Source organism: Duganella callida (genome assembly GCF_004614165.1).
GTDB classification, from domain to species: Bacteria; Pseudomonadota; Gammaproteobacteria; order Burkholderiales; family Burkholderiaceae_D; genus Rugamonas; species Rugamonas callida.
Genome location: NZ_SPVG01000276.1, coordinates 18,077 through 37,203 on the forward strand (window position 1 = coordinate 18,077; position 19,127 = coordinate 37,203).

Here is a 19,127-nt window from a genome sequence, read left to right on the forward strand (position 1 = left end):
GCGCGCGGCCAGCCAAGCCCAGCTTACGCCAGGTTTCACGGGAGACGGGAACGAAGTGGCTCAGTTGCTGCCAGCGCGACATGCCCTCGCGCGGCAAGACCGTAGCAGCCCCCCCGGATTGACTCAGGCGAGCGCTCATACCGTGCCCTCAGTGAGCAGAACAGCAATTTTCGAGACTGGCCAGTGCAGTCGACCGCCAATCTTCACCGGACGCACCCCGAACACGTCACCGCGCTCCGAGAGATAACGGCGGACGGTCTGATACTCCAGGCCGATAGATTCCGCAAATTCTTCCGTACCGATCGAATCGCGACCAGCAGCGACTCGCTCAAGTGCCGGAGGAATGGAAAAATTTTCTGAGTCTTTCATGTGGCGCTTTCAAAAAAAAAGCCCGCCACCGGGTGAACGGATAGCAGGCTGTTAACGAAAAAAGCCGACTGGTTAGGTCGGCTTGGCGTCTTACGAATTGTGAGATGAAATAAAAAAAGCCACCACAAGTGGCAGCTTCGGTTTTTGCTCTTTCGCCATGCGAAGTGAGCGATATGACTTGTACAGGCGAGTCAAGTCATCACGGGGGATCAACTTGACTGTCCCAACTATCGGCGCCAAGGGCGCGGAGTGCCGAGAGAATTTAGATACTACAGGCGAGTCAATCTATCAAACGGATTGGGTACTAGCCTCGAATCACTGCTAGCGGTGAGGCTCGTAGCCTACATTACGACACGCGGTGAGTGTGTAGGCTGAACGTTAGCGGACTCCCAAACAGAAGTCAACTCAGTTATACAAATTTCCCATGCTAAACCCCGCAAACCCAAGCAGACGCAACACCCTGTAAGATTAAGAAATCACGCAGCGACGCCAAACCGTCCGACTACGACCTTATTTCCTTCGTTTATCTGCGCGTCCACGAACGTGGCCCACAGTTGCAGGATCTTGCGGCGTTCGTCTGCATACTGCGCGCGGTTGTACACGCCCTTGATACCCTTGATGGAGTGCGCTAGCGCCTTCTCGATGGCGTCGGACGACAGTCCCATCTCGTGCAGATGCGTGGACGCCGTGCGGCGGAAATCGTGGATCACGAAATGCTGCACGTCGGCCTTCATCGCGCGCACGGCCTGGTTGAGAGTGGACTTCGCAATTGGCCGGTCCTCATAGCCGCGCCGCATTGGGAACACGAAGCGCTGGCTGTGCGACAGCGTGCGCAGCTCGCGGATCATCTCTACCGCCTGGGCCGACAGGTACACCCAATGCTCGTTGTCTTTCTTCATGCGCGCGGCCGGGATGCGCCAAATCCCCTCGTCCAGATCAAACTCGGACCACTCAGCCTCAATCAGCTCGGACTTGCGCACCATCGTAATAACCAGCAGGTGCAGGGCCAGCTTGTAGGCGCGGCTCATGTTGGAAGCATACACCGCGCGCATCAGCCGGCCGATTTCGTCCGGCGCCAGCACGCGGGTGCGGCTCTGCGGCGTGGCGATGTACCGGGCAACCAGTTGCTGGGCCGGGTTCACCGCGGCGAGCTGGCGCGCGATGGCGTATTCGTACATGCGCTTCAGCACGTTGCGGGTGAACAGCGCCGACTGCGAGGCGCCCCGCCCCTTCACCTTGTCGCAGATGGCCAGCACGTCGCCGGCGTTGACGTCGACCAGCGGCTTGTTGCCGATGGCCGGGTAGATGTCTTTGTCCAGGGCGCGCCGCGTGACCGTGCTGTACGACTTCGATTTCGGCGCGATTTCGGACTGATACCAGTGATCGGCGAAAGCGCGGACGGTATCCAGCGCCTGAGCTGCGCCACGGTCTTTCTTTGCATCTGCCACCGGGGACACGCCGGCGGCGACAGTCTCGCGGTACCGGTCGGCGCGTCCGCGCGCGTCCTGCAGCGTGACGGCCGGGTATTCGCCAATCGTCACCATGGGCTGCTGTTTGCCGTGCAGCGAGTAGCGGTAGCGCCAGATCTTCGTCCCGGAGGTCATGACCTCCAGCGCCAGCCCGCCGCCGTCGGCGACCAGGTAGCGCTTGTCCTTGGGCTTCAGCGCCTTGATGCGCTTGTCGTTGAGTGGAGTAGCAGTTTTGGGCATCGTTAGTACACACGATTAAGTACACATTGGCGTGTGTACTAAACTGTGTACTAAAAAATCGTTGGTGTCAATTGGCATTGCTTGGCAAACTTCGCATCTAAGTCCTTGATTTTACGAATCAGAATAGAAAAATCTTGGCAATGCTTGACGTTGGTTGGCGACTATTTATTTTCCTATGCAGAAGCGGCTGAAGATGACGCCGAGCAGGTCGTCGGACGAGAAGGCGCCGGTGATGCTTGACAGCTGCACCTGCGCCAGCCGCAGTTCTTCGGCGAACAGGTCCAGTGACTGGTCATCCTGCGCGGCGTGCTGGCCGGCGCGCTCGAGGTGGGCGCCGGCGTTTTTCAGGGCGATCAGGTGACGCTCGCGCGCCAGGTACAGCGATTCGCCCGTCTGCTGCCAGCCGGCGATGCGCAGCAGTTCCTTGCGCAGCAGGTCGATGCCGATGTGCTCGTGCGCCGACAGGTAGATGTGGGTGGCGTCGTCCATCTGGTCCACGCCCGGCTTGTGGCCCGACAGGTCGATCTTGTTCCAGATGCGCAGCACCGGCACGCCGGCCGGGAAGGCGGCGGTGATGTTTTCGTCGGCGCGCGACGGGCCGTGGTCGGCGTCCAGCAGATGCAGGATCACGTCGGCCTTGCCGACCTCGCCCCAGGTGCGCTCGATGCCGATGCGCTCGACCACGTCCACCGCCTCGTCCGGCGCACGGATGCCGGCGGTGTCGATGATGTTCAGCGGGATGCCTTCGATCTGGATGGTCTCGGTCACCTTGTCGCGCGTGGTGCCGGCGATCGGGGTGACGATGGCCACGTCGTTGCCGGCCAGCGCGTTCAGCAGCGACGATTTGCCCACGTTGGGCTGCCCAACCAGCACCACGTTCAAGCCTTCGCGCAGCAAGGCACCCTGGGCCGCCTGTTTGAAGACTTGCTCTAAAGCGTCAACGATGCCCTTCAGTTGCCCGCGCGCGTTGGATTTTTCCAGGAAATCGATCTCTTCCTCCGGAAAGTCCAAGGTCGCTTCCACCAGCATGCGCAGGTTGGTGACGCTGTCCACCAGCGTGTTCACGGTTTTCGAGAACGCGCCCGACAGCGATTGCGACGCCGATTTGGCCGCCGCTTCGGTCGAGGCGTCGATCAGGTCGGCCACCGCCTCGGCCTGCGCCAGGTCGAGCTTGTCGTTGAGGTAGGCGCGGCGCGTGAATTCGCCCGGCTCGGCCAGCCGCAGGCCCAGGTCCTCGCCCGCCTCCAGCACGCGCGCCAGCAGGATCTGCAGCACGATGGGGCCGCCGTGGCCCTGCAGTTCCAGCACGTCTTCGCCGGTGTACGAGTGCGGTCCCTTGAACCAGATGGCGATGCCCTGGTCGATGATGCTGCCGTCCGCCTGCTTGAACGGGATGTAGGTGGCATGGCGCGGCTTGAGGCCGGTCTCGCCGAACAGCGCCTTGATCAGCGCCTGCAGGTTTTTGCCGGAGGCGCGGACCACGCCGATGCCGCCGCGTCCCGGTGCGGTGGCGATGGCTGCGATGGGAGAGGAATCGAGGTTCATAAGCTGGAATTGTATTAGATAAAAAAAGCCCGCGTTCACCGCGGGCTTTTTAGCAACAGCATCAGCTGCATGTTACGCCTTGGCCGGGGCGACCGTGCCGAATTTCTTGGAAATCACATACTGTTGTGCAATCGACAGCACATTGTTCACCACCCAGTACAGCACCAGGCCGGACGGGAAGAAGAAGAACATCACCGAGAACGCCAGCGGCATGAACATCATCATCTTGGCCTGCATCGGATCGGCCGGGGCCGGATTCAGCTTGGTGGTGATGAACATCGAAATCGCGTACAGCACCGGCAGGATCGCATACGGGTCATGCTGGGCCAGGTCGGTGATCCAGAAAGCCCACGGCGCGCCGCGGATTTCCACCGCCGACTGCAGCACGTAGTACAGCGAGATGAACACCGGCATCTGCACCAGGATAGGCAGGCAGCCGCCCAGCGGGTTGATCTTTTCTTGCTTGTACAGTTCCATCGTGGCCTGGTTCATCTTGGCCGGGTCGCCCTTGTAGCGCTCGCGGATGGCTTGCATCTTCGGCGTCACCAGCTTGACCTTGGCCATGCTGCGGTAGCCGGCCGCCGACAGCGGGAAGAACAGCAGCTTGATCAGGATGGTGAAGACGATGATGGTCCAGCCCCAGTTGCCCAGCAGCGAGTGGATGTAGTTGATCACCGCGAACATCGGCTTGGCGATCATCGCCAGCCAGCCGTAGTCGCGCACCAGGATCAGGCCCGGCGAGACCGGCTCCAGCAGCTTGGCTTCCTGCGGACCGGAGAACAGCTTGGCGTCGTTGCTGACGGTCGCGCCCGGCGCGATGGTGCCCAGCGGCTGCTTGACGCTGATGCCGTACAGGTTGGTGTCGATCTTCTCGGTGGTGATGTCGTGCATCTGCTTGGGCTGCGGCACGAAGGCCGAGACGAAGAAGTGCTGCGAAATCGCGATCCAGCCGTTGTCGGCCTTGGTCGCGTGGTCCTGCACCGCCGGCTTGCCGGTCTTGGCCGCCTCCTGGGCTTCCTTCTCCAGCGTCTCGAACTTCAGCTTCTCGTAGTGCTTCTCATCGGTGTACAGGGTCGGACCGGTGTAGGTGCTGTTGAAGAAGGAGTCGTTGGCCGGCTTGTTGCCATCGTGCGCCAGCTGCAGGTACAGCTGCGGCGCCACCGGCGCGGCGCCGGTGTTGGTGACATCGTGGCGCACGTCGATCACGTAATCGCCGCGCTTGAAGGTGAAGGTCTTGGTCAGCTTGACGCCGCCCGATTCCGCCTCCAGCACCAGCTGGATCTGGTTCTGGCCGGCGTCGGTCAGCATGCGCGGACCCGGCTTGGCGACGAAGCCGGTGGTGTGGTTGGGCAGGCCGGCCGCGCCGATCAGGCCGGTACGCGCCAGGTAAGTCTTGCCGGTGCCGGCGTCGACGTCGAACAGCACCACGTTCTGGCTCTGGTCGCCAGGCTGGCAGAACTTGAACAGGCCGAAGCAGCCGTTGAACCAGCCCGGATGGCTGTTTTCCTTGTACTTCAGCAGTTCCAGGCGCTTGATGGTACCGCCCTGGGTATCGATATCGGCACGCACCACGTCGGTGGTGATGGTGATGCGCTCGGCCTTGAACGGCACGGCTTGCGGCGCACCATCGGCCGGCGCGGCGCCCGGCACGGCAACCGCGGCGGCGCTGGCGGCGGCGGCATCGGCCTTCTTCGCCTCAGGCGCCTTGGCCGTCTGGGCCGGCGGCGGCGCAAACATCGATGGATTGCCGTTGTGGATCTGCCAGTTGTTCCACAGAACAAACAGCGACACCGCGAACACGATCCACAGAATGGTACGTTTATTGATATCCATTGGGTCTTTTCAGGAGTGGTTGCAACCGCAAGCGGTTGTTGAAGAATTCGATTGGTCCGCGCCCGGCGGCACCGGGTCGTGCCCGCCCGCATTCCAGGGGTGGCAGCGGCAGACGCGCTTCACCGCCAGCCAGCTGCCTTTGCCGGCGCCGTGCACTTGCAGCGCTTCCAGCGCATAGTTCGAGCAGCTCGGATGAAAGCGGCAGCTCGGCGTCATCAGCGGGCTGATGGCCAGTTGATAAAAGCGCAGCAGGAAGCGGAGCACGGTTTTCATGGCGACACAGGTGGCGGCGGCGCCGTGGGGGACAAGGCGGGTCGGGCAGATTTACTCTGTTTGATCTGCGCCGCGAACAGACGTGCCAGTTCCACCCGCAAAGCTGCCTTCAGCTTGGCGGAGGTGGCCGGGCCATCCTTGCTGTTGACCGGCCGGGCCAGGCGCACCACGCAATCGAGGGGCGGCAGAGCGGTCACGCGGAAGATTTCGCGGGTGAGGCGCTTGATGGTGTTGCGCGTGACGGCGCGCGGCGCAAAGCGCTTGGCCACCACGACGCCCAGCCGCGCATGCGGCAGTTGGTTCAGACGGGTGTACAGCACGAAGTGCGCGCTTTTTTGGCTGGGGCGCAAACGAAAAACGGATGAAAATTCATCCGTTTTAACGATACGCCGAGCGCGCGCGAAGTCGTGTGAACCCTCGCCTGTCGAGCCGCCTGAAATGCAGCTGTCCACGCGATCAGCCTATGACAAGCAGATGGCTTATACAGCCAGACGCTTGCGGCCTTTGGCGCGGCGTGCGTTCAGCACTTGGCGGCCACCACGGGTAGCCATACGTGCACGGAAGCCGTGGGTACGCTTACGGCGCACAACGGAAGGTTGGTAAGTACGTTTCATGTTGGTCTCGCTTAAAGCAGAAAAAAATGCAAAATCGGGTCAGACGGCCCGTCAGTTTTTGGTGCCAATGACACTTCGCGCACCCATGCCAACGCTACCGGCACAAGCTGGGTCCATCTCATCGCCCGCTAAATCCTCGCTACTCCATATTGATTTCCATGTGAAGAAACAGGGAATACGGGCGGGGAACCCTGAATTATCAGCATTTCGGCCAGCCTTGTCAACAACTGACTGGCCCGCCCGGCATCGGCGGCGGGCCGCGCCCCGCTTCAAAATCGCGAAAATTCGCGTCGCCCCTGTGGATAACTTCGCTCGACGAGAGTAGAATAGCGCGTTACGTGTGAAAAACTTCAAAGTTGCCCACACCCTTATCCGCAGTACAGTACACAGATAGCGATTCATGGAAAATTTCTGGCAGACCTGCTCCGCCCAGCTGGAGCTGGAGCTGACGCCGCAGCAATACAGCGCCTGGATTAAGCCGCTTATCCCCCTCGATTACGAGGCGGGCAAGCTGCGCGTGGCCGCGCCCAACCGCTTCAAGCTGGATTGGGTCAAGTCCCAGTTCGCCAGCCGCATCACCGCGCTGGCCTGCCAGTATTGGGACCAGCCGACCGAAGTCCAGTTCGTGCTCGACCCGCGCCTGAGCGCGCCGAAAAAAGCCGCCACCGTGGCACCGGTGCCCGACGTGAACGGCGGCGCGCCGAGCCACAACGCGCGCTTGGCCGACCCGGTGCCGTCGGTGCCCGAGATGCCGGCCTCGGCCGCGCCGCGCCGCGAGCAGAGCCGCATCAACACCGACCTCACCTTCGAAAGCTTCGTCACCGGTAAGGCCAACCAGCTGGCGCGCGCCGCCGCGATCCAGGTCGCCAACAACCCGGGCGTGTCGTACAACCCGCTGTTCTTCTACGGCGGCGTCGGCCTGGGCAAGACCCACTTGATCCACGCGATCGGCAACCAGGTGATGGCCGACCAGCCCAACGCACGCATCCGCTACATCCACGCCGAGCAGTACGTGCGCGACGTGGTGACCGCCTACCAGCGCAAGGGCTTCGACGACTTCAAGCATTACTACCACTCGCTGGACATGCTGCTGATCGACGATATTCAATTCTTCGGCGGCAAGAGCCGCACGCAGGAGGAATTCTTCTACGCGTTCGAAGCGCTGATCGCCGCCAAGAAGCAGATCATCATCACCTCGGATACCTATCCGAAAGAAATCACCGGCATGGACGACCGCCTGATCTCGCGCTTCGACTCCGGCCTGACGGTGGCGATCGAGCCGCCCGAGCTGGAAATGCGCGTGGCCATTTTGCTCAAGAAAGCCAAGCAGGAAGGCGTCACCTTCTCCGACGACGTCGCCTTCTTCGTCGCCAAGCACCTGCGCTCCAACGTGCGCGAGCTGGAAGGCGCGCTGCGCAAGATCCTGGCCTACTCGCGCTTCCACGGCAAGGACATCACCATCGACATCGTCAAGGAGGCGCTGAAGGACCTGCTGTCGGTGCAGAACCGCCAGATCTCGGTGGAAAACATCCAGAAAACCGTGGCCGACTTCTTCAACATCAAGGTGGCCGACATGTATTCCAAGCGCCGGCCCGCCAACATCGCGCGGCCGCGCCAGATCGCCATGTACCTGGCCAAGGAACTGACGCAGAAGTCGCTGCCGGAGATCGGCGAGCTGTTCGGCGGCCGCGACCACACCACGGTGCTGCACGCGGTGCGCAAGATCGCCCTGGACCGCACCAAAAACCCGGAATGCAACCACGAATTGCACGTCCTGGAACAGACGCTGAAGGGCTAGCCCGTGACCGGGTTTGCCATTATGATTCAGGCAAACCTGTCATGCCGGCCAGCCGGCAAAGTATTCGCAAACACGTTAATTTTTACTGAGGATTTTCTATGCAATTGGTCAAAACCACCCGAGATACGCTACTCCGGCCACTGCAGATCGTGAGCGGTATTGTCGAGCGTCGGCACACTATGCCGATTCTGGCCAATATCCTCATCCGCAAAGAAGGCGAGAGCGTATCCTTCCTGTCGACCGACACCGAAGTCCAGATCACCACCAACGCCGAGATCGGCTCGGGCGCGGAAGTGACCGGCACCACCGTGGCCGCGCGCAAGCTGCTGGACATCCTGCGCGCGCTGCCGGAATCGGGCGACGTGACCATCACCCTGCAGAACAAGCGCCTGGCCGTGCAATCGGGCAAATCGCGCTTCGCGCTGCAAACCCTGGCGGCCGAGGAATTCCCGACCGTGCAGCAGGCCGACAGCTACAGCGCCACCGTCACGCTGCCGCAGAAAACCCTCAAGCACCTGTTCAACATGGTGCACTTCTCGATGGCCCAGCAGGACATCCGCTACTACCTGAACGGCCTGCTGCTGGTCCTGGACGGCAACAACGTGATCGCCGTGGCCACCGACGGCCACCGCCTGGCCTTCTGCCAGGTCGAGACCGAGCAGACCTTCGCGCGCCAGGAAGTGATCATCCCGCGCAAGACCATCATCGAACTGCAGCGCCTGTTGGAAGAAAACGACGAGCCGGTACAACTGGACATCGCCGCCAACCAGGTCAAGCTGACCTTCGCCGACATCGAGCTGATCTCGAAACTGGTGGAGGGCAAGTTCCCCGACTACACGCGCGTGATCCCGAAAGGCTACAAGAACGAGTTCACCATCGGCCGCGACGAGCTGCTGCGCTCGCTGCAGCGCGCGGCCATCATGACCAGCGATAAGTTCAAGGGCGTGCGCTGCATCATCGCGCCGGGCGTGATGAAGATCAGCTCCACCAACGCCGACCAGGAAGAAGCGGTCGAGGAACTGGAAATCGACTACGGCGGCGACAGCGTCGACATCGGCTTCAACGTCACCTACCTGCTGGACGTGCTGAACAACCTGAAATGCGACCAGGTCAACGTGGCGCTGGGCGACTCCAACTCGTCGGCGCTGATCTCGATCCCGGACAATGCCGACTTCAAGTACGTCGTCATGCCGATGCGCATTTAAGCCGCGCCCAGAGCCTTTACGTAATCGAATTTAGAGAAAGCAGCACATGTCCGAAGAGAATGCAGTCCCAGCGGTAAAGAACGAAGAATACGGCGCCTCCTCGATCCAGATCCTGGAAGGTCTGGAAGCAGTCCGCAAACGTCCCGGCATGTACATCGGCGACACCTCGGACGGCACCGGCCTGCACCACCTGGTGTTCGAAGTGCTGGACAACTCGATCGACGAGGCGCTGGCCGGCTACTGCTCCGAGATCCACGTCACCATCCACTCGGACAACTCGATCTCCATCACCGACAACGGCCGCGGCATCCCGGTCGGCCTGAAGATGGACGACAAGCACGAGCCGAAGCGCTCGGCGGCCGAGATCGTGCTGACCGAACTGCACGCCGGCGGCAAGTTCGACCAGAACGCGTATAAAGTCTCGGGCGGCCTGCACGGCGTCGGCGTGTCCTGCGTCAACGCGCTGTCCAAACTGCTGCGCGTGACCATCCGCCGCGACGGCAAGGTGCACCAGATGGACTTCGTGCGCGGCGTGCCGCAGAACCGTGAGCTGGAAATGCGCGACGGCGTGCAAGTCTCGCCGATCAAGGTCATCGGCGAAACCGACAAGCGCGGCACCGACGTGCACTTCTGGGCCGACGAGGAAATCTTCACCCACGTCGAATTCCACTACGAAATCCTGGCCAAGCGCATCCGCGAACTGTCCTTCCTGAACAACGGCGTCAACATCAAGCTGACCGACCAGCGCACCGGCAAGGAAGAAATCTTCGCCTTCGAAGGCGGCACCCGCGGCTTCGTCGAATACATCAACAAGGCCAAGACCGTGCTGCACCCGACCGTGTTCCAGGCCACCGGCGAGCGCCAGTCGGACCAGAACACCACCATCACCGTGGACGTCTCCATGCAGTGGAACGACGCCTACAACGAAACCGTGCTGTGCTTCACCAACAACATCCCGCAGCGCGACGGCGGCACCCACCTGACCGGCCTGCGCGCGGCCATGACGCGCGTGATCAACAAATACATCGACGAGAACGACTTCGCCAAGAAAGCGAAAGTAGAAATCTCCGGCGACGACATGCGCGAGGGCCTGACCTGCGTGCTGTCGGTGAAAGTGCCGGAACCGAAATTCTCCTCGCAGACCAAGGACAAGCTGGTCTCGTCCGAAGTGCGCGGCCCGGTCGAGGAAATCGTCGCCAAGACCCTGACCGACTTCCTGATGGAAAAGCCGAACGACGCCAAGATCATCTGCGGCAAGATCGTCGAAGCCGCGCGTGCGCGCGAAGCGGCGCGCAAGGCGCGCGACCTGACCCGCCGCAAGGGCGTGATGGACGGCCTGGGCCTGTCGTCGAAACTGGCCGACTGCCAAGAACGCGACCCGGCCCTGTGCGAACTGTACATCGTCGAGGGTGACTCTGCGGGCGGCTCGGCCAAGCAGGGCCGCGACCGCAAGTTCCAGGCCATCCTGCCGCTGCGCGGCAAGGTGCTGAACGTGGAAAAGGCGCGCTTCGAAAAGATGCTGTCGTCGGAACAGATCACCACCCTGATCGCCACCCTGGGCACCTCGATCGGCCCGGACGAATTCAACGTCGAAAAGCTGCGCTACCACCGCATCATCATCATGACCGACGCCGACGTCGACGGCGCCCACATCCGCACCCTGCTGCTGACCCTGTTCTACCGCCAGATGCCGGAACTGGTCGAGCGCGGCCACGTCTACATCGCCCAGCCGCCGCTGTACAAGGTCAAGGCCGGCCGCGACGAGCGCTACCTCAAGGACGACGCCGAAGAAGCCGGCTACATGATGAACGTGGCGCTGAACACCGCCGTGCTGACCCCGCGCGACGGCGCCGACCCGATCACCGGCGAACCGCTGGCCGAGCTGGTGCGCCAGTTCAACCTGGCCAACGTCATCATGACGCGCCTGACGCGCGTGATCGACCGCGCCGCGCTGACCGCCATCATGACCGGCGTGACGCTGGACCTGAGCACCCAGGAAGCGGCCGAAGCCTCGGCGCGCGCGCTGGCCGGCAACATCAACGACATCAGCGTCAAGGTCAGCGTCCGCTCGGATGAACTGAGCGAGAAGCACATGCTGTGGATCGAGCGCATGCACCACGGTAACGTCAAAGTCAGCGCCATCGACGCCGACTTCGTCCAGGGCGCCGACTACCGCGTGCTGGCCGACGCCGCCTCCACCTTCAGCGGCCTGATCGGCGAAGGCGCGGTCGTGCGCCGCGGCGAAGGCGAGCGCACCAAGGAATCGGCCGTGCACGACTTCCACCAGGCCATGCAATGGCTGCGCGACGAAGCGGAACGCGTGGTCTCCAAGCAGCGCTACAAAGGTCTGGGCGAGATGAATCCGGAACAGCTGTGGGAAACCACCATGGACCCGACCGTGCGCCGCTTGCTCAAGGTACAGATCGAGGATGCGATTGCCGCGGACCAGATCTTCACCACGCTGATGGGGGATGATGTGGAGCCGCGTCGGGCGTTCATTGAGACCAATGCGCTGCGTGCGGGGAATATCGACGTCTGATACGCCTCTTCGCTGACAAGCAAAGCGACCTCTGATGAGGTCGCTTTTTTTTGGTCAATCGAGACTCGGATACCGACTCTTAGGCGTCTTGATACAGGAAGTGATAGTATTGTTTATGAACGTAAATTAATTCAAGAAAATAAACAGTACGAGGATTTTTTGGAATTCTATTGGGTCAACATAGGCGGCACGCACAAAGCGGTGATCGAGCAGCATTTCCTATGGGCCCCCATAAGCTCCGTCAACAAGGTCGGCAACGAAGTCACCCGGCTTTATTGGGACAACGTTGCAAGCGTCAAGCAGGGCGATGTGATCTTTTGCTGCTATGAGAAACGCATCAGCTTTCTAGCACGCGCGCACATGGATGCATACCGAGAAAGACGTCCGTTCAATCCTGCGTTCAAGAATTGGGACGAAATTGGCAATCGGGTCGATGTGGAAATCATCCAGCTCGACCGGGAAATCCATCGTGACGAAATTTCTGCCGAGTTCATCGCACGATTCGATAGCAGAAGTTCGCCTTCACTCTTCAATAGTCAGGGCACACTCAACCAAATCTACATGGCGCATCTGCCGGCGGACGCAGGTATGTTTTTGTTAGAGGCGACGCGGCAAACTAAACTGATCGATGAAGCGTTGATCGATGCGGGCAATGTCTCGACGGCGAAAATTTCTAAAACCACGCGCGAGGCATTGATACAAGCCCGGCGTGGTCAAGGTCAATTTCGCTCGGATCTCATCAAACGCTGGGGCGGCCGGTGCGCACTCACGGGACTGCAGAATACCAATCTTATGGTGGCATCCCACATTGAGGCCTGGGCACTCTGCAACAATGAACAGCGCTTGGATGTGAACAACGGCTTACTCTTAGCGCCACATATCGACCGGCTGTTTGACCAAGGACTCATCTCCTTCTCGAATCAGGGGCTCTTACAAATCGCTACCAGGCTTAACTTGGAGGATCGCGGTATCTTGGGTCTGGACCGCTTCACTCGTTTAAGGGATCTCACGACGGCAAACGTTAGCTATCTGATCAAACATCAACGCCGGCACGGCTTCAGCTAACTTTCTGATAGGGGAAAGCGCCTACGTGTCAGTGCACGCGACGGTCTGCGTTATCACCGCCTAAGCCGATGAGAAGGTGCCAATCGTCGAGATGAGAGTAGCGCCACAGCTGGTTTTGTCGCCATCGTAGGCGACCGCTTTGCCGTTGATTTGATGCTTCTCGTTGCCGCTCACTACCGTGCAATTTTGATGGCCGGTAATCGGGCAAATGCACTTGTCACCGACTAGCACAACTGGCTTTCCGCTCACGATGAAATGCGCGGCGCCGCTCTCAAGGACCTTACCGCCATGTGAGGTAGGGTCGCCTACCCTGATTACGTTTTTCATTTTCTTTCCCGCCCTGATATTGAGGCTGATTGCCCCAGGCAACATTCAAAAAGAGGGGAACTTGCGAACGCAAATTAGATAGGCAAGCTTGTCCCACACCACTATAGCTTCTAAGAGGAGCACGAACGATACCGATTGGACACGTGCGCAGGACTCACTTGGCGTCACAGTCCGCATTCTCCAATGTGCTGCATAGCCAATTTAATGCACGGATTTGTTGATATCGGACGCCTGACTTGGCCGGTGCTACGTTTTGAAGATCTGGTCGTGACAGTCATTTATATGGCCGTACCCGAATCGAAGCTGTCAGACGATCCCAGAGTTCAACCGCCTCTTCGTCCGTTAAACTAGGCTTGGCATTGCCTACTCGGTTATCCAAGACACCGGTGTGCAGCTCCAGCTCGAGCAGCGGGCGCAGGGCGTTTTTGGGCTCCCCTTGGCTGACATATACAAACTCGTGCGACTCACCTTCAGTCTCTTGCGCTGGCTTCCACGCCAGCATTTCGAAGCCGTGCCAGTGACCAATCTGACGACGGCCTCGCCGGAATGTCTTGATACGAGAGTACCATCCACCTTGCCCGGAATGATTAGCTATCTCTTCCGCCTGCCGTAAACGAGGTTCAAGCGCGTCCGACTCAACGAGCACATCCTTGTTTGTTGCAGAAAGAGAGAAATGTACGTCAGGAAATGCCTGTAGCCGTACGCCCAAATTAAAAGCTTCAAATCTTAAGTACGGCGTCTCTGCAATAAACCCACCGTCCACACAAGCCCCTGCTTCCGTTGGGATTTCGGTTAGTTCGCGATATCTTAGGGCGGAGGCAATTGCGTTCAAGTCTTGAATCGCTTTGTCTTTTTCTGCTGCAATCGGGTCGGCAGTTTGGACAAACAAATTTTCTCCAGCGGCTACATAAGAATCTATCTTATAAATGGCAGAGTTCCCCTTGGTAATACCGAATACAATTTTTTGCCCGGCAAATCCCCCCTCCCGCAAGGTGCCAACCAGCGAATCTTCGCCACGCAGGTTTCCGCTTGCGATATTCCTCTCTTCTAAAGTTTCAGCTAGACGTTTAGCGACCACTGATTCTTTTTTTTCTGCGTCACCGATATAAGTGGTGAGGGGCCAAGGCGCATACGACGGGCCATACACTACAGCTGATTCCGCTGGAACGTCAAGCAACAGCCGCCCTATACAAACCGTCCTTGTTTGAGAGAAAAGTTGCTGAACACGAGCGCTCTTGATCGTCATATGATCTCCATGGGGTTCACGGTGGCTAACACTGCTGAAGGAAATAGCTGCAGCGAGCGCACCGGCGGTCATTGCTAAAAATAGGTAGCTAAAACGATCATGTATCATCGGACCACCTCATCGTACTAATAATTTTGCTTAGGCTATAGAGGGTCGAACGAACTGCATTCTTGTCGTCATAGCTGCCTTGATGCTCGTATCCGATTTGCCGAAAAATACCCGCGAACTTTTTACTAAATAGCTGTGCATCCGCCGACCGCATAGGAACAGTCTGATCCCCCGGTCCATTACTAGGACCAAGCGACACATCGACTGCTCCGTGAGGTGTCAACTGTGCTGACTCAACTCCATCAATGGAAAAACCGATGTCAATATTTGGCGCTGTTTCCGATTTGAAGATCTGCAGTCGTCCTTTACCGCTATCCAAAATGATATGAAAATTCTGCCAGCCATCAGTCTTCTGATTTTTTTCCAAATTCCAAACGACCTTTTCCCAAGATGGGCGGCTTGAGTCCGCGCCATAGTGAGCGTAACTCAAGGGATGGTAGGAATCGCGTATCGTATCGTGAAAATTCTCAGCCAGATCTAAAAGCTCACAGGTTTTACTGAAACCTCTCCCCTCAAGACGCGCAGGATTGATCCACTCTTCGCGCAGCAGTCCATACCACTTATCTGGCAGTTTATAAATTTCACTATAGGGATTGCCTTTCTGGGGAAGCTTCAGGAGCGATTTATCTCCTTGTGCAATGACGAGCCATTCATTCCCGTATGCTTTGCTTGGAAGGAGCTCCAACCCGCCTGGTGCGTTTGCCAGAACAGCCGTGACTTCGGCTCCATAGTTACCTAATACCTTGGGCGCAGGATGAATTCCTCCATAGGCCTCCTCAAAACCACAACGCATTCGTTTATAGGCAGCTGGTGCACCTGCTGCTGGCATCACACCGTGAACAATACCCAATATCTCGTCTTTCATCCCACCGATATCGGGGTGGATCAGAGCACGCGCCACTAACCCACCCATAGAATGAGTAACCACAATTATTTTTTCACACTGGTACCCTTCATTCTGATACTTACATATCAACGCACTAATACGACTCGCGATTACTTTGGCAGATTGAGCATTGGATTTAAGCCAGTTATAGCCCATCGCATGTACTGGAAACCAACAACCAGCGACGGCTTTTTTGTGCTGCTGCTCAGTTAATATCGGCAGCATAAATTCTGGGGAGGCTCCCCAAATTTTAGGCTCTCTTCCTATTATGGCGCTAACCCAAGGCCCCGTGGTCCAATACTGATTGAGTGCCTCTTCGCAAATTTCCAAAATAGATCGGTAACTGGAAAAGTACACTTCCCCCCATCCACGTTCCCTTGCTTTCACTTCTTTGCTTTTTTTTGGATCACTCTTTAACAACGGTGTATCAATACCTACATTGAGTTCGACGTTGATAAAACCAAGATTATGGCGACCATCTGCTGTTTCTTTTGGATCACCAGTAGGGTTAGTGTGTGGATCATAAATATCGACTTCAGTCGTGTCAGGATCCAATTGGAGTTGCCGTTGAGCTGGGGTAGCGTTAACCATTTTTAGCGCATCAAACCCGCTATCGGGTTTCCAAGCGATGTTATTACTTTTTTTTAATTCTGCTTGTCTAGCTGCACTCATGCGTAAGCTGGATCCCATAATGCCGGGCAAAAATACTATGGGTAGGACACGTTTGGGTGCCACACTCATTTTTTGGGGAATTTTGTCTGCCTTGGGTGTACAGCAACCGCAGACCTTATTTTTTTTATCGCTGTCTTTTATCATGTTTTGATCGGACATGGCTAGGCCCTCACTCCAAAAGCTCTATCTCGAATCGAGCAAAAGCAATCTTGGATGCAAATCGCTCAGTTAAACCATTGTTGTCAGTTTTGCCTTCGACAACCTTGCCGTCTTCCAAGGTAACGCGATATCTACGCCCAATAATTGGCTCATCAGTAATCATATCGGTCACCAACACTTGCTGATCATGGTCCACCTCTGTAGAGGGGAGCGACAAGTTAACAGGGCGTCCATCACTGCCATTTTCATGCTTGAATTTGGATGACTTGATGGTATGGTCTCCCTTGCTTTGTTGGGTAATCGCACCAGCCCCATAATCAACCTGACATCCTTGCGCGACGATCTTTACAGCTTGCGATTGAATTTCTATCCCTTCCGTAGCGGTCAACCTTATTTTTTTTAACGACGTTATCTCAATATCGCCGTTGTGCGCTTCGATCTTGATATTGCCCGATGCTGCAATAAGCTTAATACCAAGCTTAAGCGCGAACACACTTACACCCTGCATTGCTCTTAGCATCAGATTGCGGCCAGTTTCAATATATGCGTTATCCAAGCTAAGCACATGCGCGGAAGCTTTCGCAGCTATCGCCACCGCCATTTGACTTCCGATGAAAGCCCCCGCCGGCGCACTCATTGCGATGATTGGTTGAGATTCGCCAATCGAGGTGTTCTCCCCTTCGCCGTCCCAATTTTTAACTCGATTCACGAGGTCGGATAAATCCCGCGTGTTTTCCGTCTCAATGGAGTGCCTCGCCGCCACGGCCGTAAGCTCTTCGGCAACATGCTGCGAGGCCTCGGCGAGAGTAGAGAGCTCATCTCTGCTAAGCAGCGCACCAGCTGCGCGTGTACGACCGCTCGCGGAGATCAAAACACCTTCACCTCCACGGATTGAGACAGCTTTATCACTCCGAAGCTCTGCTCCCTCTCCTCGCGGCTCACTTTTGCCGTTTGCATTTGGATGCGTGAGGAAACCTAAATTCAGCTCCGTGTGGCCATGGTCACTCGCCAATTGAGCATTTATCTCTCCCGGTGTATCGTCGAAGCGAACTTGATTAGATCGACTACCCCGCACTTCCTTACTTTTGAAACCTGCAAGGTATTTCTCATCGGGAAGCCCAGCAAGTTCTCTCAATGATGGTGGGGATGCAGACTGATTGTAGAGTTGTGCGACGATCACAGGCTTGTCCGGATCTCCTCCAAGAAACGAAACCAGAACTTCTGTACCAATACGAGGCAAACCTAAAGTGCCGCATTGGACCAGACTACTCGGACCCGCCCCCGCCCAATTGGACGCAACACGCACCCAGGCGGAGTCGGCCTCAGTGTCGGTGGCGCCACCAACTTCGGCATGATCCTCCGGGCGTGTACCGGGAAAACGGATCTTGACCCGCCCCAGTTCGTCGCAGTACACCTCCTCTCCCTCCGGGCCGACTACAACCGCGCTTTGCATTTGCGCCTGCGGCACATCGGTGCGAGGGTCGAAGGCCGGCACGATCGGCACCGTGCGGCGCACCGCCGTCAACTGTATGTGCATCCGCAGCGGCCCATCCGCCACCTTGTCGCCCAGCTCGCGCTGCATTTGCATGTCGTCGCCGTCTTGCGCCCAACGGCTGCGGGTGAACAGCCCCTCCACGCGTGCCGCCAGCGCTTTCGGCAGATTGTTTTGTGCCGCCACACGTAATGCCGTGACCACAAAATCGCGCTCTTCCGCCGGATGCTGGTCGACTTCAGGATGCTCGGCCAGCCGGAAGTATTCACCGGCGCACAGGTCGCGCACGCTGCCTTCACCATGGAAGCATTTCGACTCGTAGTCATGCCGCCTCAAACGCAACTGCCCCATGCGGAACAGGTCTTCGTTGTCGTTGCCGGCATGCGGCGGCAGGATCTGGTAGTCGTCCAGGCTGGCGGCCATTTCGTTGCCGTTCGGTCCCTGGTTGTTGCTGCCGTCGGCCTGCGCCAGCATGAAGTCACGCCCTTCGGGATTGCGGTAATCCCAGCTGTGCCGCGTCACCACGCCCGGTTGCAGGCTGCGCACCGCGCTCCAGCGTGTGATGGTGTCGCGTTGCTCGGTGGCGCTGTCGCGGTGGTAGCGCACGGTGCCAGCGGCGTTCTGGCGCAGGGTGTCGCTGCGGTTGAACAGGACCAGCGTGTGGCTGTCGCCGTTCGCCCGCACATACCAGCCGATGCCACGCCGCTTCAGCAACCTACGGATGAAGTGCGCATCCGACTCGTTGTGCTGCATGGTGAATTCACGCTTGGGGTAGGTGCGCAGTTCGAACGCTTCGCACAGCTCGTGCTTGAAGCAGACGCCAAGCACGGAATTCTTGTGCCGCCATTCGTTCAGGATGCGCTGGACGATTTCCACTTCGTCCATGTTGCGGAACACGCGGGTGTTGGTGCGTTTTTCCAGGATGGCCAGGGCGTCGCGCAGCACCAGCTGGTAGCTGGCCAGGCCGCCGTCGCTGTCGCCCGAGCTGGCCTCGGTGACGATGCCGCACACGCTGCGCAGCGCGCCGCGGTCGGTGACGATTTCCAGCCTGGCCGGCACGGCGATCATTTGCTTCAGCGGCAGTTGCACCTCGCCGGAGACGCACAGTACGCGGTATTCGATGCCGCCGCAGATGTGCTCGGTGCCGTACACGCGCTGTGGCAGCAGCAGGTCGTCGTTGAAGCCGCCGGGCAGCTCGAGCCGCAGCCGCAGCGGCCGGTTGCTGGTGACCAGTTCCCTGGCCGCCGTCATGAAGCTGAAAAAGTCGCCGCTTTCCACGATCGCTCC

The 19,127-nt window shown here is 58.5% G+C and carries 15 protein-coding genes; 4 read left to right on the top strand and 11 right to left on the bottom strand.

What is annotated here, in order from left to right; all coding sequences use genetic code 11:
• Window positions 1-135: 135 nt before the first annotated feature.
• The 7 genes from E4L98_RS29260 to rpmH form a co-directional block, all read right to left on the bottom strand.
• Window positions 136-369 (bottom strand): hypothetical protein, encoded by a 234-nt coding sequence (locus E4L98_RS29260; protein WP_135205061.1) that lies wholly within the window; start codon window positions 367-369, stop codon window positions 136-138.
• Between the two features lie 476 nt (window positions 370-845).
• The gene (locus tag E4L98_RS29265; RefSeq protein WP_135205062.1) at window positions 846-2,078 is read right to left on the bottom strand and encodes a tyrosine-type recombinase/integrase; all 1,233 of its coding nucleotides are present in this window, start codon (window positions 2,076-2,078) and stop codon (window positions 846-848) included.
• A gap of 165 nt (window positions 2,079-2,243) precedes the next feature.
• Window positions 2,244-3,623 carry a tRNA uridine-5-carboxymethylaminomethyl(34) synthesis GTPase MnmE gene (gene mnmE, locus E4L98_RS29270; RefSeq protein ID WP_135205063.1) on the bottom strand — a complete coding sequence of 460 codons (1,380 nt, stop codon included), beginning with the start codon at window positions 3,621-3,623 and terminating at the stop codon, window positions 2,244-2,246.
• Window positions 3,624-3,695: 72 nt separating this feature from the next.
• A complete protein-coding gene (yidC, locus tag E4L98_RS29275; RefSeq protein ID WP_135205064.1) occupies window positions 3,696-5,456 on the bottom strand; it encodes a membrane protein insertase YidC in 1,761 nt (586 codons plus the stop codon).
• Between the two features lie 9 nt (window positions 5,457-5,465).
• Window positions 5,466-5,729 carry a membrane protein insertion efficiency factor YidD gene (yidD, locus tag E4L98_RS29280; RefSeq protein ID WP_135205065.1) on the bottom strand — a complete coding sequence of 88 codons (264 nt, stop codon included), beginning with the start codon at window positions 5,727-5,729 and terminating at the stop codon, window positions 5,466-5,468.
• Window positions 5,726-6,169 (bottom strand): ribonuclease P protein component, encoded by a 444-nt coding sequence (rnpA, locus tag E4L98_RS29285; RefSeq protein WP_135205090.1) that lies wholly within the window; start codon window positions 6,167-6,169, stop codon window positions 5,726-5,728. Before rnpA ends, yidD begins: the two co-directional genes overlap by 4 nt.
• A 39-nt stretch (window positions 6,170-6,208) precedes the next feature.
• Window positions 6,209-6,343 (bottom strand): 50S ribosomal protein L34, encoded by a 135-nt coding sequence (gene rpmH / locus E4L98_RS29290; protein ID WP_040378179.1) that lies wholly within the window; start codon window positions 6,341-6,343, stop codon window positions 6,209-6,211.
• A 400-nt stretch (window positions 6,344-6,743) separates the two neighbouring features.
• On the opposite strand from rpmH, the gene dnaA reads away from it, so the two are divergent.
• The 4 genes from dnaA (at window position 6,744) to E4L98_RS29310 (ending at window position 12,950) form a co-directional block, all read left to right on the top strand.
• The gene (dnaA, locus tag E4L98_RS29295; protein WP_135205066.1) at window positions 6,744-8,141 is read left to right on the top strand and encodes a chromosomal replication initiator protein DnaA; all 1,398 of its coding nucleotides are present in this window, start codon (window positions 6,744-6,746) and stop codon (window positions 8,139-8,141) included.
• A gap of 98 nt (window positions 8,142-8,239) precedes the next feature.
• Window positions 8,240-9,346 carry a DNA polymerase III subunit beta gene (dnaN, locus tag E4L98_RS29300; protein ID WP_135205067.1) on the top strand — a complete coding sequence of 369 codons (1,107 nt, stop codon included), beginning with the start codon at window positions 8,240-8,242 and terminating at the stop codon, window positions 9,344-9,346.
• A 46-nt stretch (window positions 9,347-9,392) separates the two neighbouring features.
• Complete coding sequence (gyrB, locus tag E4L98_RS29305) at window positions 9,393-11,885, top strand: DNA topoisomerase (ATP-hydrolyzing) subunit B (RefSeq protein ID WP_135205068.1); 2,493 nt, start codon at window positions 9,393-9,395, stop codon at window positions 11,883-11,885.
• Between the two features lie 159 nt (window positions 11,886-12,044).
• The gene (locus E4L98_RS29310) at window positions 12,045-12,950 is read left to right on the top strand and encodes an HNH endonuclease (RefSeq protein ID WP_135205069.1); all 906 of its coding nucleotides are present in this window, start codon (window positions 12,045-12,047) and stop codon (window positions 12,948-12,950) included.
• 60 nt (window positions 12,951-13,010) lie between these two features.
• On the opposite strand, the gene E4L98_RS29315 is transcribed toward E4L98_RS29310, so the two are convergent.
• The 4 genes from E4L98_RS29315 to E4L98_RS29330 all read right to left on the bottom strand — a co-directional run bounded on the left by E4L98_RS29315 (window position 13,011) and on the right by E4L98_RS29330 (window position 19,118).
• A complete protein-coding gene (locus E4L98_RS29315; RefSeq protein ID WP_135205070.1) occupies window positions 13,011-13,277 on the bottom strand; it encodes a PAAR domain-containing protein in 267 nt (88 codons plus the stop codon).
• Window positions 13,278-13,551: 274 nt separating this feature from the next.
• Complete coding sequence (locus E4L98_RS29320; protein ID WP_135205071.1) at window positions 13,552-14,523, bottom strand: T6SS immunity protein Tli4 family protein; 972 nt, start codon at window positions 14,521-14,523, stop codon at window positions 13,552-13,554.
• A 97-nt stretch (window positions 14,524-14,620) separates the two neighbouring features.
• Window positions 14,621-16,348, bottom strand: coding sequence for a lipase family alpha/beta hydrolase (locus E4L98_RS29325; protein WP_229257629.1), 1,728 nt, complete (start codon window positions 16,346-16,348; stop codon window positions 14,621-14,623).
• 10 nt (window positions 16,349-16,358) lie between these two features.
• Entirely contained in the window at window positions 16,359-19,118 is a 2,760-nt protein-coding gene (locus tag E4L98_RS29330) for a type VI secretion system Vgr family protein (protein WP_229257630.1), read from the bottom strand.
• Window positions 19,119-19,127: the final 9 nt, after the last annotated feature.